General features: G+C 71.1%; 9 protein-coding genes. 4 read left to right on the plus strand and 5 right to left on the minus strand.

What is annotated here, in order from left to right:
- Window positions 1–52 precede the first annotated feature (52 nt).
- A complete protein-coding gene (locus WMF33_RS00415; RefSeq protein ID WP_437335268.1) occupies window positions 53–688 on the plus strand; it encodes a TetR/AcrR family transcriptional regulator in 636 nt (211 codons plus the stop codon).
- 43 nt (window positions 689–731) lie between these two features.
- On the opposite strand, the gene WMF33_RS00420 is transcribed toward WMF33_RS00415, so the two are convergent.
- From WMF33_RS00420 to WMF33_RS00430, 3 genes are all read right to left on the minus strand, one after another.
- Window positions 732–1,598, minus strand: a complete 867-nt coding sequence (locus tag WMF33_RS00420; protein WP_061629864.1) for an Hsp33 family molecular chaperone HslO — start codon at window positions 1,596–1,598, stop codon at window positions 732–734.
- A 717-nt stretch (window positions 1,599–2,315) separates the two neighbouring features.
- Window positions 2,316–6,581: a hypothetical protein gene (locus tag WMF33_RS00425; protein ID WP_437335269.1), complete on the minus strand. Its 4,266-nt coding sequence runs from the start codon at window positions 6,579–6,581 to the stop codon at window positions 2,316–2,318.
- A gap of 14 nt (window positions 6,582–6,595) precedes the next feature.
- Window positions 6,596–8,422, minus strand: a complete 1,827-nt coding sequence (locus WMF33_RS00430) for an OmpA family protein (RefSeq protein WP_437335270.1) — start codon at window positions 8,420–8,422, stop codon at window positions 6,596–6,598.
- A 366-nt stretch (window positions 8,423–8,788) separates the two neighbouring features.
- Between WMF33_RS00430 and WMF33_RS00435 the strand changes: the two genes are divergently transcribed.
- Together WMF33_RS00435 and WMF33_RS00440 are read left to right on the plus strand one after the other, a co-directional pair.
- Window positions 8,789–9,397, plus strand: coding sequence for a superoxide dismutase (locus WMF33_RS00435; RefSeq protein ID WP_061626602.1), 609 nt, complete (start codon window positions 8,789–8,791; stop codon window positions 9,395–9,397).
- Window positions 9,398–9,748: 351 nt separating this feature from the next.
- A complete protein-coding gene (locus tag WMF33_RS00440; RefSeq protein WP_437335271.1) occupies window positions 9,749–10,522 on the plus strand; it encodes a GNAT family N-acetyltransferase in 774 nt (257 codons plus the stop codon).
- A gap of 62 nt (window positions 10,523–10,584) precedes the next feature.
- Here WMF33_RS00440 and WMF33_RS00445 read toward each other — a convergent pair whose 3' ends face one another.
- Both WMF33_RS00445 and WMF33_RS00450 read right to left on the minus strand, forming a co-directional pair.
- Window positions 10,585–11,925 carry an acetylglutamate kinase gene (locus WMF33_RS00445; protein ID WP_437335272.1) on the minus strand — a complete coding sequence of 447 codons (1,341 nt, stop codon included), beginning with the start codon at window positions 11,923–11,925 and terminating at the stop codon, window positions 10,585–10,587.
- Window positions 11,926–11,930: 5 nt separating this feature from the next.
- Window positions 11,931–12,932: an N-acetylornithine carbamoyltransferase gene (locus WMF33_RS00450; RefSeq protein ID WP_437335273.1), complete on the minus strand. Its 1,002-nt coding sequence runs from the start codon at window positions 12,930–12,932 to the stop codon at window positions 11,931–11,933.
- Between the two features lie 591 nt (window positions 12,933–13,523).
- Here WMF33_RS00450 and WMF33_RS00455 point away from each other — a divergent pair.
- Window positions 13,524–13,841 carry a hypothetical protein gene (locus tag WMF33_RS00455; RefSeq protein ID WP_020464800.1) on the plus strand — a complete coding sequence of 106 codons (318 nt, stop codon included), beginning with the start codon at window positions 13,524–13,526 and terminating at the stop codon, window positions 13,839–13,841.
- Window positions 13,842–13,845: the final 4 nt, after the last annotated feature.

A 13,845-nucleotide genomic window follows, 5' to 3' on the forward strand; every position in this document is an offset into this window, starting at 1 on the left:
ATCCGTCGGGATCGCGGCCGGGCGGTACTAGAGATGAGCCGAGGGAACGCCGATGAGCCGACGACCGCGCTCGAACGACACCTTGACCGAGGCGCAAAGAAAGATCGTCGAGGCCGCGGTGGCTGCCTTCGCAGAGCATGGCTTCCGCGGGACCGCGACCAGGGACATCGCCCGGCGCGCAGGGGTCGCAGAGGCGACGATCTTCAAGTACTTCCCCACCAAGAGGGATCTCCTCCTCGGGGTGATCGGTCCCGCCATGGAGCAGCTCGTGGGGCCCGCGCTGGCGCGCTCGATGGACCCGCTCTTCAACGCGACGTACCCGACCTTCGAGGCTTTCCTGCGGGCGCTCCTCGCCGAGCGCACCGCGTTCGTGCGCGCGCACCCGCAGCTCGTGCGCATCCTCGCGCAGGAGCTGCCGTTCGACGCCGAGCTGCGGATCGGCATCGCCAGCCGGGTGTACGCGCCGTTCCTCGCGAAGGGGATCGCCCAGATCGAGCACTTCCAGCGCGAGGGGCAGATCGTCGGCTGGCCGCCCGCCCTCGTCCTCCGCTGCATCGCCTCGACGTTCGCGGGGTACATCCTCCACCGCGTGTTCATCGCGCCCGACGCGGCGTGGGACGACGAGGCCGAGATCGAGCGGGTCATCGCCTTCGTGCACCGCGGCCTCTCGCCCGACCAGCCAGCGTGACCTCGCGCGGCCCGGCGCGCCGGACGCGCGCCATGGGCGGCGATCAGCTCGTCGTCAACAGCGAGCGGAGCTGCGACGGCGACACCTGGTAGTCCTTGCCGCAGTAGTCGCAGCGGATGTCGAGGACCTTCCCGTCTTCGACCATCTCCTCGATGTCGGTCCGCGGCAGGCTCGCCAGCGTGGTCATGACCCGGAGCTCGCTGCAGCGACAGCTGAAGCTGAGCGGTGAGTCGTCGAGCCGCGAGAACGGCATGCCGTAGAGCAGCTCCTCGAGCAGCACGTCCGCCGAGGCGCCCTCATGCGCGAGCACGTCGTCGAGGCGCTCGAAATCCTTGAGCCGCTCGGTCATCACCATGAGCGGGCCGCGCTCGACCTCCGGGAGCAGCTGCACCAGATATCCGCCGGAGGCGCCGACGCCGTCCTCGCCGATCAGCGTGGCCACCGCGATCATCGAGACGACCTGCTCCGACTCCTGCATGTACGTCATCAGGCCGCCGGAGATGCCGCCCTCGGCCGGGACCTCGACGACGCCTTGGTGGAGCATGCCGTTCGGCAGCGTGCGCATGACCTGCAGCAGCGATCCTTCGCCGATCTCCACCGCGCTCTTCTCGGCGGCGCCCTTGCCCAGGTTGACCAGGCCGCGGCTCGTGCCGTCCGGGTGCGAGTCGGCCACGAGGGTCCCGTGGCCGGTCGCGCCCTTGACGATCGCCTGGACGCGCAGGTTCGGCGCCATCGCCTCGCGCACGAGGATGGCGCCGGTGATCAGCTCCCCCAGCCGCTGCGCGGTCGAGCCGGTGGCCGATTGCACCGCGATGGCTCCGCGCACGGTGTCGGTGGTCAGCGCCGTGATGACGCGAAAAGCGCCATCGATCGTGATGGCGCGGACGACGGAATCAGAAGGTCGGAGCAAGATGGACTCTCCCGTGAGGAAATATCGTTAAGCCACGGACGGCAGATGGCAACCCGCGGCGCATGCGACCCGGGCGGAGAGGTGGCGATCGGACCTGCTGGCCCGTCGGCAGCCCGCGGATCCAGCGCAACGTGGGTCGGGTCCGCGGGGTGGGGCGGGGCGGGGCGGCCGCAACCTGGGTCGGGTTGGGGGCGGTGCAACCTGGGGCGGGTCGGGGGCGGGTCGGGGGCGGGGGGGCGGGGCAGCCGCAACCTGGGTCGGGTCGGGGCGGGCAGCCGCAACCTGGGTCGGGTCGGGGCGAGCAGCCGCAACCTGGGTCGGGTCGGGCGGCGCCGGCGGGCAGCCGCAACCTCGGTCGGGTCGGGTCCAACCTCGGTCGGGTCGGGTCGGGAGCGGGCAGCCGCAACCTCGGTCGGGTCGGGTCGGGAGCGGGCAGCCGCAACCTCGGTCGGGTCGGGTCGGGAGCGGGCAGCCGCAACCTCGGTCGGGTCGGGTCGGGGGCGGGCAGCCGCAACCTGGGTCGGTCGGCGGCAGCGGGCAGCCGCAACCTCGGTCGGGTCGGCGGCCGCAACCTGAGCCGGGTAGGCCACCTGGGTCAGGCCAGCTGCTGGCCGCCCGCGTCAGGCCGGCTGGCCGCTGGCCGCCGCAACCTGGGTCGGACCCGCTGGGTCGGATCCGCTCCACCTGCTCCGGGCGGGGGCGCCGTCGTGGAGGGGCTCATCCGCGCCGACGGCGCCGGTGCAGCGCCGCGGCGCAGGTGCCGACCGCGAGCAAGGCCCACGGCACCGAGGGGCTGCCGTGATCGTCCGCGCCCGCCGTGCAGGCGCAGCCGCCGCCCTGCACCACGATCCCGTCGCCGGGCGGCGCCGTGGGGCACGGACCGATGCTGTCGTCCTCGTTGCGGCAACCCGGGACGCACTGCTTCGTCGCCTCATCGCACACCATGCCGGCGTCGCAATCGCTGTCCTGCTCGCACGTCATGGGCCGGTCGTCCGCAGGATCGTTCGGATCGCGCTCGCCCACGTCGACCACGCCGTCGTGATCCTCGTCCTCCTCGCCGTCGGTGGCGCCGCCGCCGTCGGTGTCGGCCTTCGTCGGATCCGTCGTCGTGTCCCCGTTGTCGCCGTCAGGCACGCAGGTCGCCGCGTCGGCCTCGGTGTCCGCGTGCGAGCAGTCCTTGCCCAGCTCGGTCCCATCAAAGAGCCCGTCCCCGTCGCTGTCGGGATCGAGCGCGTTGATCTTCCCGTCGTCGTCCGTGTCGGCGCCGGGCTCGCGCTCCTCGCCGTCGATCACCCCGTCGTCGTCGCTGTCCGCGTCGTCCGGATCGGTGCCGAGCGCCGTCTCCTCGGCGTTCGAGAGGCCGTCGCCGTCACGGTCGCCGCGGTCATCCCCGGCGTCGTTCGGATCGGTCTCGTCGCTCCCCTCGTCGACCATGCCGTTGTGGTTCTGGTCCTCCTCGCCGTCGCTCGCGCCGCCCCGATCGGTGTCGGGGTCCACGACGCTCGTCGTCGAGGCCCCGCCATCGGCGTCCGGCGTACACGTCCCGGCGTCGCTGGCGGTGTCTTCGTCCGCGCAGTCCTTCCCCGCCTCGGTGCCGTCGAAGAGCCCATCGCCGTCGCTGTCCGCATCCAGGACGCCCGGCTGCCCGTCGCCGTCGCCGTCGTCGCTGGGGTTCGGCTCGTCGCCGTCGAACAGACCGTCGTCGTCGCTGTCGCGATCTCCCGGATCCGATCCGAGGTACGCCTCGAGGTCGTCGCCCAGCCCATCGCCGTCGCTGTCGACGTTCTGGTCGTCGTCGTCGCCGTGGCCCGCGGTCGGGTCGGTCTCGCCGGCCTCGATCGCGCCGTTCAGGTTCGCGTCCTCGGAGCCGTCGCTCGCGCCACCCCGATCGCTGTCACGGCGCACCGCCGACGTCCTCGTCGCCCCGCCGTCGGCGTCCGCCGTGCAGTGCCCAGCCTCCGCGTCGGTGCCGAGGCCGTCGCAGGCGAGGCCGAGCTCCGTGCCGTCGAAGAGCCCGTCGTCGTCGCTGTCCACGTCGCGCACGTTGATCAGCCGGTCGCCGTCCGTGTCGTCCGATGGGTTCGGCTCCTGCCCGTCCTGCACGCCGTCGTCGTCCGAGTCCGCGTCGCCAGGATCCGTACCCAGCGTCTCCTCGAGATCGTCGCTCAGCCCGTCGTCGTCGCTGTCGTCGTTTTCGCTGTCGTCGTCGCCGTGCCCGCGGGTCGGGTTGCTCTCGCCGTTGTCCGCGACCCCGTTCAGGTTCGCGTCCTCGGAGCCATCGCTCACGCCGCCGTCGTCCGTGTCCGCGTCGAGCGGCGACGTCTTCGTGGCGCCGGCGTCCGCGTCCGGGGTGCAGCGCCGCGACGGCGCGTCCGTGCCGGCGCCGTCGCAGTCGAGGCCGAGCTCGGTCCCGTCGAAGAGGCCGTCGTTGTCGCTGTCGACGTCGAGCGCGTTGATGAGCCCGTCGCCGTCGGTGTCGTCCGCCGGGTTCGGCTCGAGCCCGTCGCGCACCCCGTCGTCGTCGGAGTCGGCGTCGCTCGGATCGGTGCCCAGCGTCTCCTCGAGATCGTCGCTCAGCCCGTCGTCGTCGCTGTCGGTGTTCTGCCCATCGTCGTCCCCGTGGCCGGCCTGAGGAGCGGTCTCGCCCGCGTCGACCGCGCCGTTCAGGTTCGCGTCCTCGGAGCCGTCGGTCACGCCGCCGCGATCGGTGTCCGCGTCGAGCGGCGACGTCTTCGTGGCGCCCGCGTCGCCGTCGGGGGTGCAGTTGCCCTCCGTCGCGTCGGTGCCCGGACCGTCGCAGCCGAGGCCGAGCTCGGTCCCGTCGAAGAGGCCGTCGTTGTCGCTGTCGATGTCGAGCGCGTTGACGAGCCCGTCGCCGTCGTGATCATCCGTCGGGTTCGGCTCATGCCCATCGCGCACGCCGTCGTCGTCCGAGTCGGCGTCGTTCGGATCGGTGCCGATATGCCCCTCGAGGGCGTCGCCGAGCCCGTCGCCGTCGGTGTCGGCGACCTGCCTGTCGTCCGCGCCGTGCCCCGTCGTGGGGTCCGTCTCGCCCTCGTCGAGCACGCCGTTCAGGTTCGCGTCCTCGGAGCCGTCGAGCGCGCCGCCGTTGTCGGTGTCGGCGTCCAGCGGATCGGTCGTCGTCGCCCCGGCGTCGCCGTCGGGCACGCAGTGCCTCGCGAGCGCGTCCGTCCCCGGGCCGTCGCAGTCCGTCAGCCCCAACTCGGTCCCGTCGAACAGGCCGTCGTTGTCGCTGTCGACGTCGCGCGCGTTGACGAGCCCGTCGCCGTCGGTGTCGCGATCCCAGAGCTCCTCGTCGCCGTCGCTGATCCCGTCGTCGTCGGTGTCGGCGTCGTTCGGGTCCGTGCCAGCGGCGATCTCGTCGCCGTCGCTCAGCCCGTCGCTGTCGCTGTCGACGAGGATCGACGTCGGCGGCGCGCCCGGCTGGTCCGTGCCGTTGCCGTCCGTCGGGTAGTTCTGCGAAGATCCGCCCGCCGGGCTCTGCGCCGCGACGGTCGCCTGGTTCGCGATCTCGCCGTTCGTGCCCGGGTCGATGGTGACGCGGAACCGCACCGTCGTGGTCTCGTCGACGCCGAGCGACCCGCCCTGGGCCGCGCTGGCGTCGCTGCCGAGCCGGATGCGGACCGTCCTCGTGCCGGCGATGTACTCGCCCTCGTCGTCGCCGGCCGCGTCGGTCACGCCGCCCATGTTCGGGCCCGCGGTGATCTCGAGCGAGCCCGGCACGTAGGTGACCCCGGGCGGCAGCGGATCGCTCAGCACGACGTTCGCGGCGCTGTCGTCCCCGGTGTTCGCGACGATGATCGTGTATTCGAGCGTGTCGCCCGGCGCGACGCCGCCGCCGTTGAGGTCCAGGACCGACTTTGTCGACCTGGTAAGATCCGGCAGGCGCGTCGGCACCGACGTGATGAGGCCGCCGAGCAGGTAGCTGTCGTTGCCCAGGACCACCGCCCCGACCTCCGCCGACGTGTCGCCCGGCCTGAGCAAGTTGGACGGGACCTGGACCACGTCGATGTCGATGCCGCTCATGCTCAGCGGCCCGCCGGTGAGCCGCGGCAGATCGCCCGCCGCCGACGCCGGCGCGCCGAGGAACGACCGGGAGCTGTTGAAGAAGTCGTTCACCGGGTTCACCGCGTCGAAGAGCCCGGTCCCGTTCCACTCGATGCCGTCGCCGGTCGTGCTGTCGCCGTCGTAGCCGATGACGCCGAGCTTCGCGAGGCCCGCGCCCGAGGGGACGACGAACCCCGAGATCGTCCACTCCACCGCCTCGCCGTCGAACACCATGTCGAGCCCGTCGAAGATGGCGAGGTTGCGGGCGGGCGCGGTGGTCAGCTCGTAGAGCACGACCATCCACCAGCCGGCGAACACGAACGACTTGTTCACGTCGTTGAGGGCGATCGCGTTGGAGATGCCGCCCAGGCGGTAGGCGCCCGCGCCGCGCGCCCGCACGATCTCGGTGACGTCGGCCACCGCCTGGGCGTGGATGTCGCTGGAGGACACCTCGCCGGAGAGCGTGCCGGTCACGTTGCTGCTGAAGGTGCCGGGCCGATCCAGGGTCACGGCGAGATCGGCCGAGCCCGATGCGCGGCTCGCCGCCCAGTAGAGATAGGCATGGGTCACCCGCGCGCCCGTGGGGAGGTTGAGGACCGCGGTGGTTCGGGCCGCCGAGGGGGCTACCGTGGGGCTCGCCTCGGCCTGCCCCGCGAGCGGGCTGTCGGCCCGCCAGTAGACGTCGGGCGCCGTGTCCACGAGCGTCCCCTCCACGCCGCAGTTCGCGGCGACCGAGCCCACCATGGGCGCGACCTCGGACGGCCCGCACTCGTGCGCGAGCGTGTTGCCGATGAGCACGAAGTCGCCGCGCTGCGCCACCTGGACCCGGCGCACCGGATCCGCGCCCGCGGTCCCCGAGAGCGCCCCGAGCAGCGCGGCGCCGGTCAGCCCCGTGATTGCCAATCGCTTTGCCATCGACGCCTCCAGCCCTATGGCTGCTTCTTTGCCTTCTCGATGATGTTGAACTGGACGCGCCGGTTCTTCTGGCGCCCCGCCTCGGTCTTGTTGTCCGCGATCGGGACGTCGGGGCCGTAGCCCTTCGCCTGCATGCGCTCGGGCGCGATGCCGCGCTCGACGAGCGCCATCAGCACCGACTCCGCGCGCGCCTGGCTCAGCTTCGTGTTGAACTGGCGCGCTCCGCGGTCGTCCGTGTGGCCCTGGACCTCGATCTTGAGGATCTCCGGATGGTCCTTGAGCACGCCGGCGACCTCCTCGAGCAGCTCGTGGCTGACCGGCCGGATGGTCGCCTTGCCGGTGTCGAACTGCACCTGCTGCAGGATGACGATCTCGGTCTCGGTCACCCGGACCGAGGCCGGGCACCCGTGCTGCTTCGGATCCTCGTTCGGCTTGCCCTTCTCGTTCGGGCAGGCGTCCTGATCGTCGCGGATGCCGTCGCCGTCGGTGTCGCCCGGGCAGCCGTTCGTGGCGGGGTCGGTCGTGGCGATGCCGGGCAGATCCGGGCACGCGTCCGACGGATCGGGGATCTTGTCGCTGTCGCGATCGGGCGGCGGCGGGCAGCCGTGCTGCTTCGGGTCCTCGTTGCTCGGGCCGGCCTGGTCCGGGCACGCGTCGACGTCGTCGGTGATGCCGTCCTTGTCGCGGTCCCCGGGCGGCGGGCAGCCGTTCTTCTTCGGGTCCGGCGAGGCGACGCCGGCCACGGCGGGGCAGGCGTCGACCGCGTCGAGGATGCCGTCGCGATCCGCGTCCTTGGGCGGCGGACACCCGTTCTTTGCGCGGTCCGTGCTCCCCACGCCGGCGACGTCCGGGCACGCGTCGGCGTCGTCGGGGATGCCGTCGCCGTCCCGGTCCTTCACGGGCGGCTTCACCTCGGGCGAGTAGGCGACCATGGCCACCGCGCGGAACGAGGGCGTGCCGACGCCGGCGGTGAGGCCGGGGCCCACGCCGAGCCCGGCCTCGAAGTCGCTGGCGAAGCGGTAGCGCCCGCCGAGCAGGGCCTCCAGGTTGGTCGTGCGCGGCTGGACGTCGGAGATCGTGATCGAGCCGGTGATCTCCGGCCCGATCTGCAGCCGCCGCTCGTCGTCGAGCAGCAGGCCGACGCCGGCGCCCCAGTGCACCATCATCCCCTGCTCGACGTTGGCGAACTGCCGGGTCGACCGGAACTCAGGCCCCGCGGCGAGCGACCACACCGCGCGATCCAGGTGGCCGCCGAGGATGAGCTGCGGGCTGCCGCGCACGTCGCCGTCGCCGGAGTACGCCTCGGGGTCGCCGGTCGGCAGCCACACGTAGCCGCCGAGGGCGATCTGGAACGGATCGAAGTAGTCGCCGAAGAGGGTCGCGCGCGCGCCGAGCCGGAGGTCCCCGAGCGCGCTCGTGGCCGGCTGCGGGAGCACGGCCCCCGAGGCGACCCCGCCGTCGCCGGACTGGAACGCGAGCGGCAGATCGACGTTCACCGTGAGGCGCTCCCAGAGCGAGAGCGAGGCGCTCAGGTGGAGCAGGAGCTGGCTGCCGACGACCTTGCCGTCGCCGATATCCTCGTTCCCTCGGAGCCTCCGCAACACGAGCGGGTCCTGGGCGTAGTCGCCGAGGATCATGATGTGGGGCGACGCGTCTCCTGCTGCGTAGGCGGACTGGACACCGAACATCCGGTCGCCGGCCGGCGCGGGCTGGAACCTGTCGAGCGCGAAGCCCTCGGGTCTCGCGGGCTCCTGCGCTTCGGCCTGAGCCGCTGCCCCGAGCAGGCACAGCGCCGCCGCGAGCGCGGCCGTCGGATGGGTCCCCTGTGTACGAGCCGGCATGAACGAGGTCGCCTCCTTGCGCGAAGGAACAGCAAGCCCCCGGAGTATCGACCGAAATGCCCGCGGCGTTCAACGTTTCACGAGGTTTTTCCCGGCGAGGCGGGCCATCGGGCCCGCTCGAGGGAGGCGCTGTGCGCGTGGCGGCGCGGGCCTGGTCGCCGTGGTTCCGACGCGCATTCACGGTGCGCCTCGCGCGCCTGTACGGAGTTTCCTGCAAGGGCGGTCGGGTCCGGGGCAGGTCCGCTTGCGCCGTGAGGTCGCGCCGTGGAGCCTCGCACGCCAGGGTTGCTACCGGAGTGCGGCAGCGGTAGAGCGGCGCCCTGACCCCGCGGCACGCGTTGCTCGCGGCACTCGTTAGGAGGCACCATGGCCCGCGAACCGAAGAACTTCGATCATCTCCTCGGCGGCAACGCCAAGGGCTTGAGTGATTTGCAGCTCAAGGCGCATTTCACGCTGTACCAGGGCTACGTGAAGAAGCTCAACGAGATCTGGGAGCAGCTCGGTAAGGCGGATCGCAGCGCGCCGAACTACTCGTACAACGCGTACAGCGAGCTCAAGCGCCGCGAGCCTGTCGCGTTCAACGGCACGGTGCTGCACGAGCTGTACTTCGAGAACATCGGCAACGGCTCGACGCAGCCGAGCGCCCAGTCGAAGCAGCTCATCGAGGCCTCCTTCGGCAGCTTCGACAACTGGCTGGCGGACGCCAAGGCGGCGCTCCTGAGCGCGCACGGCTGGACGGTGCTCGTGTACGACTACCAGGAGAAGAAGCTCTTCAACAACCTCATCCGGACCGAGCACGATGTCGGCCTGTTCGCGAACACGCATATCATGGTCGCGATCGACGCCTGGGAGCACGCGTACTTCGCGGACTACCAGACCAAGAAGGCGGACTACGTGGCCAACGTGCTCTCCGGCCTGAACTGGGACGTGATCAACGCGCGCCTCCAGCAGATCGGCCCGCACACCGCGGCGTAGTCCCGCGGTTACACGGCGGGGGCACGCGCCGCAGTCTCACGGCGGGGGCACGCGCCGCAGTCTCACGGCGGGGGCACGCGCCCCCGCCGCCCCACCGAGCGGAGCTCGGTGGGGCCCCACCACCCCGCGATCCATTTGTGCCGCCTGGGGCGTGCTGCCGCTGCGGGCCTGACGTTGGTCGACGTCTGAGACGAGCGCCCTCGATGGCGTGATGCCTGCCTGAGGTGTGCGCCTTCCCATCCTCCGTACTCGCGCTCACGCCCTCACCAGCCCCGCGCTCCCCGGAGGAGCGAGCATCGTGTTCGCCGCGGTGTGCCCGCTCCGCGTTCGTCCTGTAGACTGGGCGCGACAATGACCAAGGCCGAGTCGAGCTCCCCCGGCGCCGGGGAGGAGAGCCTCATCTACGTCCGCCGGATCCACCGCCGCGACCTGAACCGAGTTTGGGAATTTCTCAAAAAGGTGTTCCGCGACGTGAACCGGGAAACGGTCGAGTACCAGCGTCCTCGCTCGAAGAAGCGGTTCCTGGAGGTCTACGAAGAGGAGGGCGTCGAGCAGCTCCTCTTCGAGGTCCGCCAGGGCGATGGGCAGGAGATCGTCGGCTACGCGGAGTGCGCGTTCGAGATCACCGGGACCGACAACTGGATGAACGAGCGGTACTTCACGAAGCACGACATGCGCCCGCTCTTCGTCGAGGAGCTCGCGGTCCACCCCGATTACCAGGGTCGCGGCGTCGGCGCCTTCATGCTCGAGCAGCTCGAGCACCTCGCGCGCATCCACGGCTGCACCCACCTCGTGCTGGAGGTGGCCGAGAACAACATCGGCGCCCTCAAGTTCTACCGGAAGCGCAGCTTTTACCGGCTCGACGCCGCGATCTTCATGGCGAAGAAGGTCGCTGTCGACTCGGAGCTCCTGCCGCCCCGGGCGCTCAAGAAGCCGCGCCCTCCGGAGGCGTCCTCCGCGTCCGCGAAGCCGAAGCGCTCGCCGCGGCGAGCGCCGAAGGCGCGCACCGCCGAGAAGCGGACGAGCGCCCCGCCGCCGGCGTCGCTCCCGCCGGACGCCGGGGCCGACCGGGAGCGCGCGCCCCTCGCGCGGGCGGACGCCGACGGCGACGACGACCCGCTGTGAGCCCGGACCGAGGCGCGACCCGGGCGAGGCGCGGCGGGCGCGCCGGGCTCGGCGGCGCGGGGTCAGAGCTCGACCGTGCCGTGCTGGCGCAGGGTTGCCGGCAGCGACAGCGCGTGATCGATGCAGGCGCGGATGTCGTCGAAGCTGGACAGGCCGTACCAGAACACCGTCCAGTTCTCGTTGCGGTAGCTGCCCTCGGCCTGCTGGAAATACCAGGGGTTGATCTCGTTGCCGTTCCGGGCGCGCCAGAACAGCTTCGGGTTCTCGTTCTTCATCCGCGTCCAGAGCGAGCCGCCGATCCCCACGCCCTGCGCCTCCGTGGTCACCGCGAACTTGTCGAGGTACGGAGTCAACGGCGCCTTGTCGCCCGAGTCGAGCGTGAGGATCGCCGTCGCCCGGTACGAGTCGGACAGGTAGATGCGGTAGAACGGCTTCTTGTCGAAGTAGTGCTCGTCGAGCTTCCGCTGGAAGCACGCCTCGAGCAGATCGCGCAGCCGGCCGCGATCGATGCCGTCGAGCGTGTCGTGCCGCACGATGCGCTCGCCGCGTCGGACGAGCGTGCCAGAGCCCGTGTGCGTGAACAGCTCCTTCGCCAGGTGATCCGGCGCCGTGATCGACACCGAGGAGGTCGGCGGCAGCCCGTCGAGCAGGAGCTTGATCTCCTGCAGCTTGAGCCGCATGCCCCCGGTCAACCAGGGCTGGGCGATGAGCCCCGCGTAGTCCTCCTCGAGGTTGATGGCCGAGATGATGCGCCCGTGCTCGTCGAGGAGGCCGCCCGCGCTCGTCAGGAAGATCATCTTGAACGGCTGCGTCGCGAGCGCGAGCTCGCGCGCGGCCACGTCGGCGTTGATGTTGACGATCTGCCCGCCCGGCGTCTCGCCGAGGCAGGCGAGGATCGGCAGGTGCCCCGCGCGCAGGCTGGACCTCACCGCGTCGACGTGGACGCGCTCCACCCTGCCGACCAGCCCGAGGCGGCCCTCGTCCATCAGCGACGCCTCGAAGACGCCCGCGGTGATCGGCCGCGTGCGCGTGCCCATCTCCTCGAGCGCCTCGACGAGCCGCAGGTTCTCGCGCAGGAAGACGCGGCGAGCGATCTCCAGGACCCGGGGCGTCGTGACGCGCAGCCCGTTGACGCGCTCGGTCTGGATGCCCGCCTCGGCGAGCGCCCGATCGAGCTGCGGCCCGGCGCCGTGGATCACGATGGGATACAGGCCGACCTGGTTCAGGAACACGAGCGAGGTCGCGAGCGCCTCCAGGTCCTCGTCGAGGATGGCGCCGCCGACCTTGATGACGGCGAACTTCTGCTGATCGACGGCCGCGTACTGCTTCAGGTACTGCTCGACCTCCTTGCGGCTGCCGAGGTTCCTGAGCAGGCGGACGATGACGTCTTGTGTCGAGCCCATCGCGGTCACCACCCGTTGGCCAGCACGTCCATCACGGCCTTCTGAACATGCAACCGATTCTCGGCCTCGTCGATGACCATGGAGGCCGGCGAGTCGATCACCGCGTCCGTGACCTTCACGTTGCGCCGGACCGGCAGGCAGTGGGAGAAGAGCCCACCCGCGGTGAGCGCCATCTTCTGCTCGTCGACGATGAAGTGCTTGTGCCGGTCGCGGATGGGCTTCTCCTGCTCCCAGCGCCCGAAGTAGGGAATCGCGCCCCAGCTCTTCGCGTAGACGACGTGCGCGCCCCGGTAGGCAGACTCGATGTCGTAGGTGATCGAGAGCTTCCGCCCGTTGTCGGCCGCGCTCTTCCTGGCGGCGTCGAGGTAGCGCTCGTCGAGGTGGTACTCCTCGGTGGGGCAGAGGAGGGTGACGTCCATGCCGAGCTTGGAGGCGATGAGGACCGCCGAGTTGGCGACCGCGGTGTTGAGCGGGCGCGGGTGGTACGTCCAGGTGAGCACGAACTTCTTGCCGTCGAGGCGGCCGAGGCGCTCCTTCATGGCGAGCGCGAGGGCGAGCTCCTGGCAAGGGTGGGTGATGGTCTCGAGGTTCACCACCGGCACGGTCGCGTGGCGGGCGAACCCCTGGAGCACCTTGTCCTGGCGATCCTCCTCCCAGCGCTGGAACTTGGGGAACGCGCGCACGCCGATGAGGTCGGCGTAGCGCGAGAGCACGCGAGCGACCTCCTGGATGTGCTCCTCCGGCTCGCCGTCCATCACGGCGCCTTCCTCGAACTCGATGGGCCATGCGCCCCGGCCGGGCTCCAGGACCACGGCGTGTCCGCCGAGCTCCCGGATGCCGACGTCGAAGGAGGTGCGCGTCCGCAGCGAGGGGTTGAAGAACACGAGCGCGATGGTGCGATCCTTGAGGCGCGGCTCGATCGGCCGGCGCTTGAAGCGCTGCGCGCGCTCGAGGAGGCCCTCGATCTCGGCGCGGGTATAGTCCATCGTGGTCAGAAAGTGCCGCATCGAATGCCTCCTCGTTGGATCAGCGCGGAGCGGGCGCTCGCATTGGAGCAATCCTGGCGGCGATGTCAACGATGCGCGCATGCCGGCGCGGCGCGCTCCGTCGGACGGAGTCGAGCGGCCGCTCCGCGTGCGGCGGCCGCGCTCCCTGGCGCGGCGACGACCGTGGTCCCCGCGGCGCCAAGCAACGTGGTTCCGGCGGCCCAAGCAACGTGGCCCCGCCGCCTCAAGCGACGTGGTCGCCTCGGCTTCAAGGTGTGATGCGCGCGACGACGTCCTCCGCCCGAGCTGGCGGCGGGGCCCGCCGGCGTCGAGCGTCTCGCTTCGGTCGGCGGGCGCCGGCGTCACGTGTGGCGCCGCACCGCCCCCGTCGCCAGCAGCGACCGGAGGATGTCAGGATTGCACGCGTCGGTTTCAGGATCGAAAGGGGTACGCAGTCCCCTTAAGGAAAATGCGCGGAAAACCAGGGTGCATCGCTTGGTCCGCATCCTGCTAAACCTGGAGGCAGAGCGCCCGTGACGGTATCCCCCCCCACCGTCGAATGGGCGCTCTTTTTTTTGTGCTTCTGCGGCGGCGTGGCGTGGATGAGGCGACGTGCCGGTGACGCTGGTTGTGATCCTCACGGTGCGATGCGAGGCGCTCGACGCATTCCGCGCGTATGAGAGGAAGGCCGCGGCCGTGATGGCCCGGTACGGCGGCGCGATCGAGCGAACCGTGGTGACGGCGCCCGACAGCGCTGGGCTGAGCCTGAAGGAGATTCACATCGTCACCTTTCCCGACGAACACGCCTTCTCGGCGTACCGTCGCGACGGCGAGCTCGGAGCGGTGGCGCACCTGCGGGACGCTTCGGTCGTTCAGACCGAGATCCTGCGCGGGGAAGAGGGGCCGGACTATCACGCCGTCTCCGGCTGACCCC

It is taken from the genome of Sorangium sp. So ce394, from assembly GCF_051474665.1.
Taxonomy (GTDB): Bacteria; Myxococcota_A; Polyangia; order Polyangiales; family Polyangiaceae; genus Sorangium; species Sorangium cellulosum_D.

Bases quoted from the DNA above. Each gene is read 5' to 3' on its own strand.
- WMF33_RS00450 (WP_437335273.1), bottom strand. From the start codon at position 12,932: ATGCGGCACTTTCTGACCACGATGGACTATACCCGCGCCGAGATCGAG.
- WMF33_RS00415 (WP_437335268.1), top strand. From the start codon at position 53: ATGAGCCGACGACCGCGCTCGAACGACACCTTGACCGAGGCGCAAAGA.
- WMF33_RS00435 (WP_061626602.1), top strand. From the start codon at position 8,789: ATGGCCCGCGAACCGAAGAACTTCGATCATCTCCTCGGCGGCAACGCC.
- WMF33_RS00425 (WP_437335269.1), bottom strand. From the start codon at position 6,581: ATGGCAAAGCGATTGGCAATCACGGGGCTGACCGGCGCCGCGCTGCTC.
- WMF33_RS00445 (WP_437335272.1), bottom strand. From the start codon at position 11,925: ATGGGCTCGACACAAGACGTCATCGTCCGCCTGCTCAGGAACCTCGGC.
- WMF33_RS00430 (WP_437335270.1), bottom strand. From the start codon at position 8,422: ATGCCGGCTCGTACACAGGGGACCCATCCGACGGCCGCGCTCGCGGCG.
- WMF33_RS00440 (WP_437335271.1), top strand. From the start codon at position 9,749: ATGACCAAGGCCGAGTCGAGCTCCCCCGGCGCCGGGGAGGAGAGCCTC.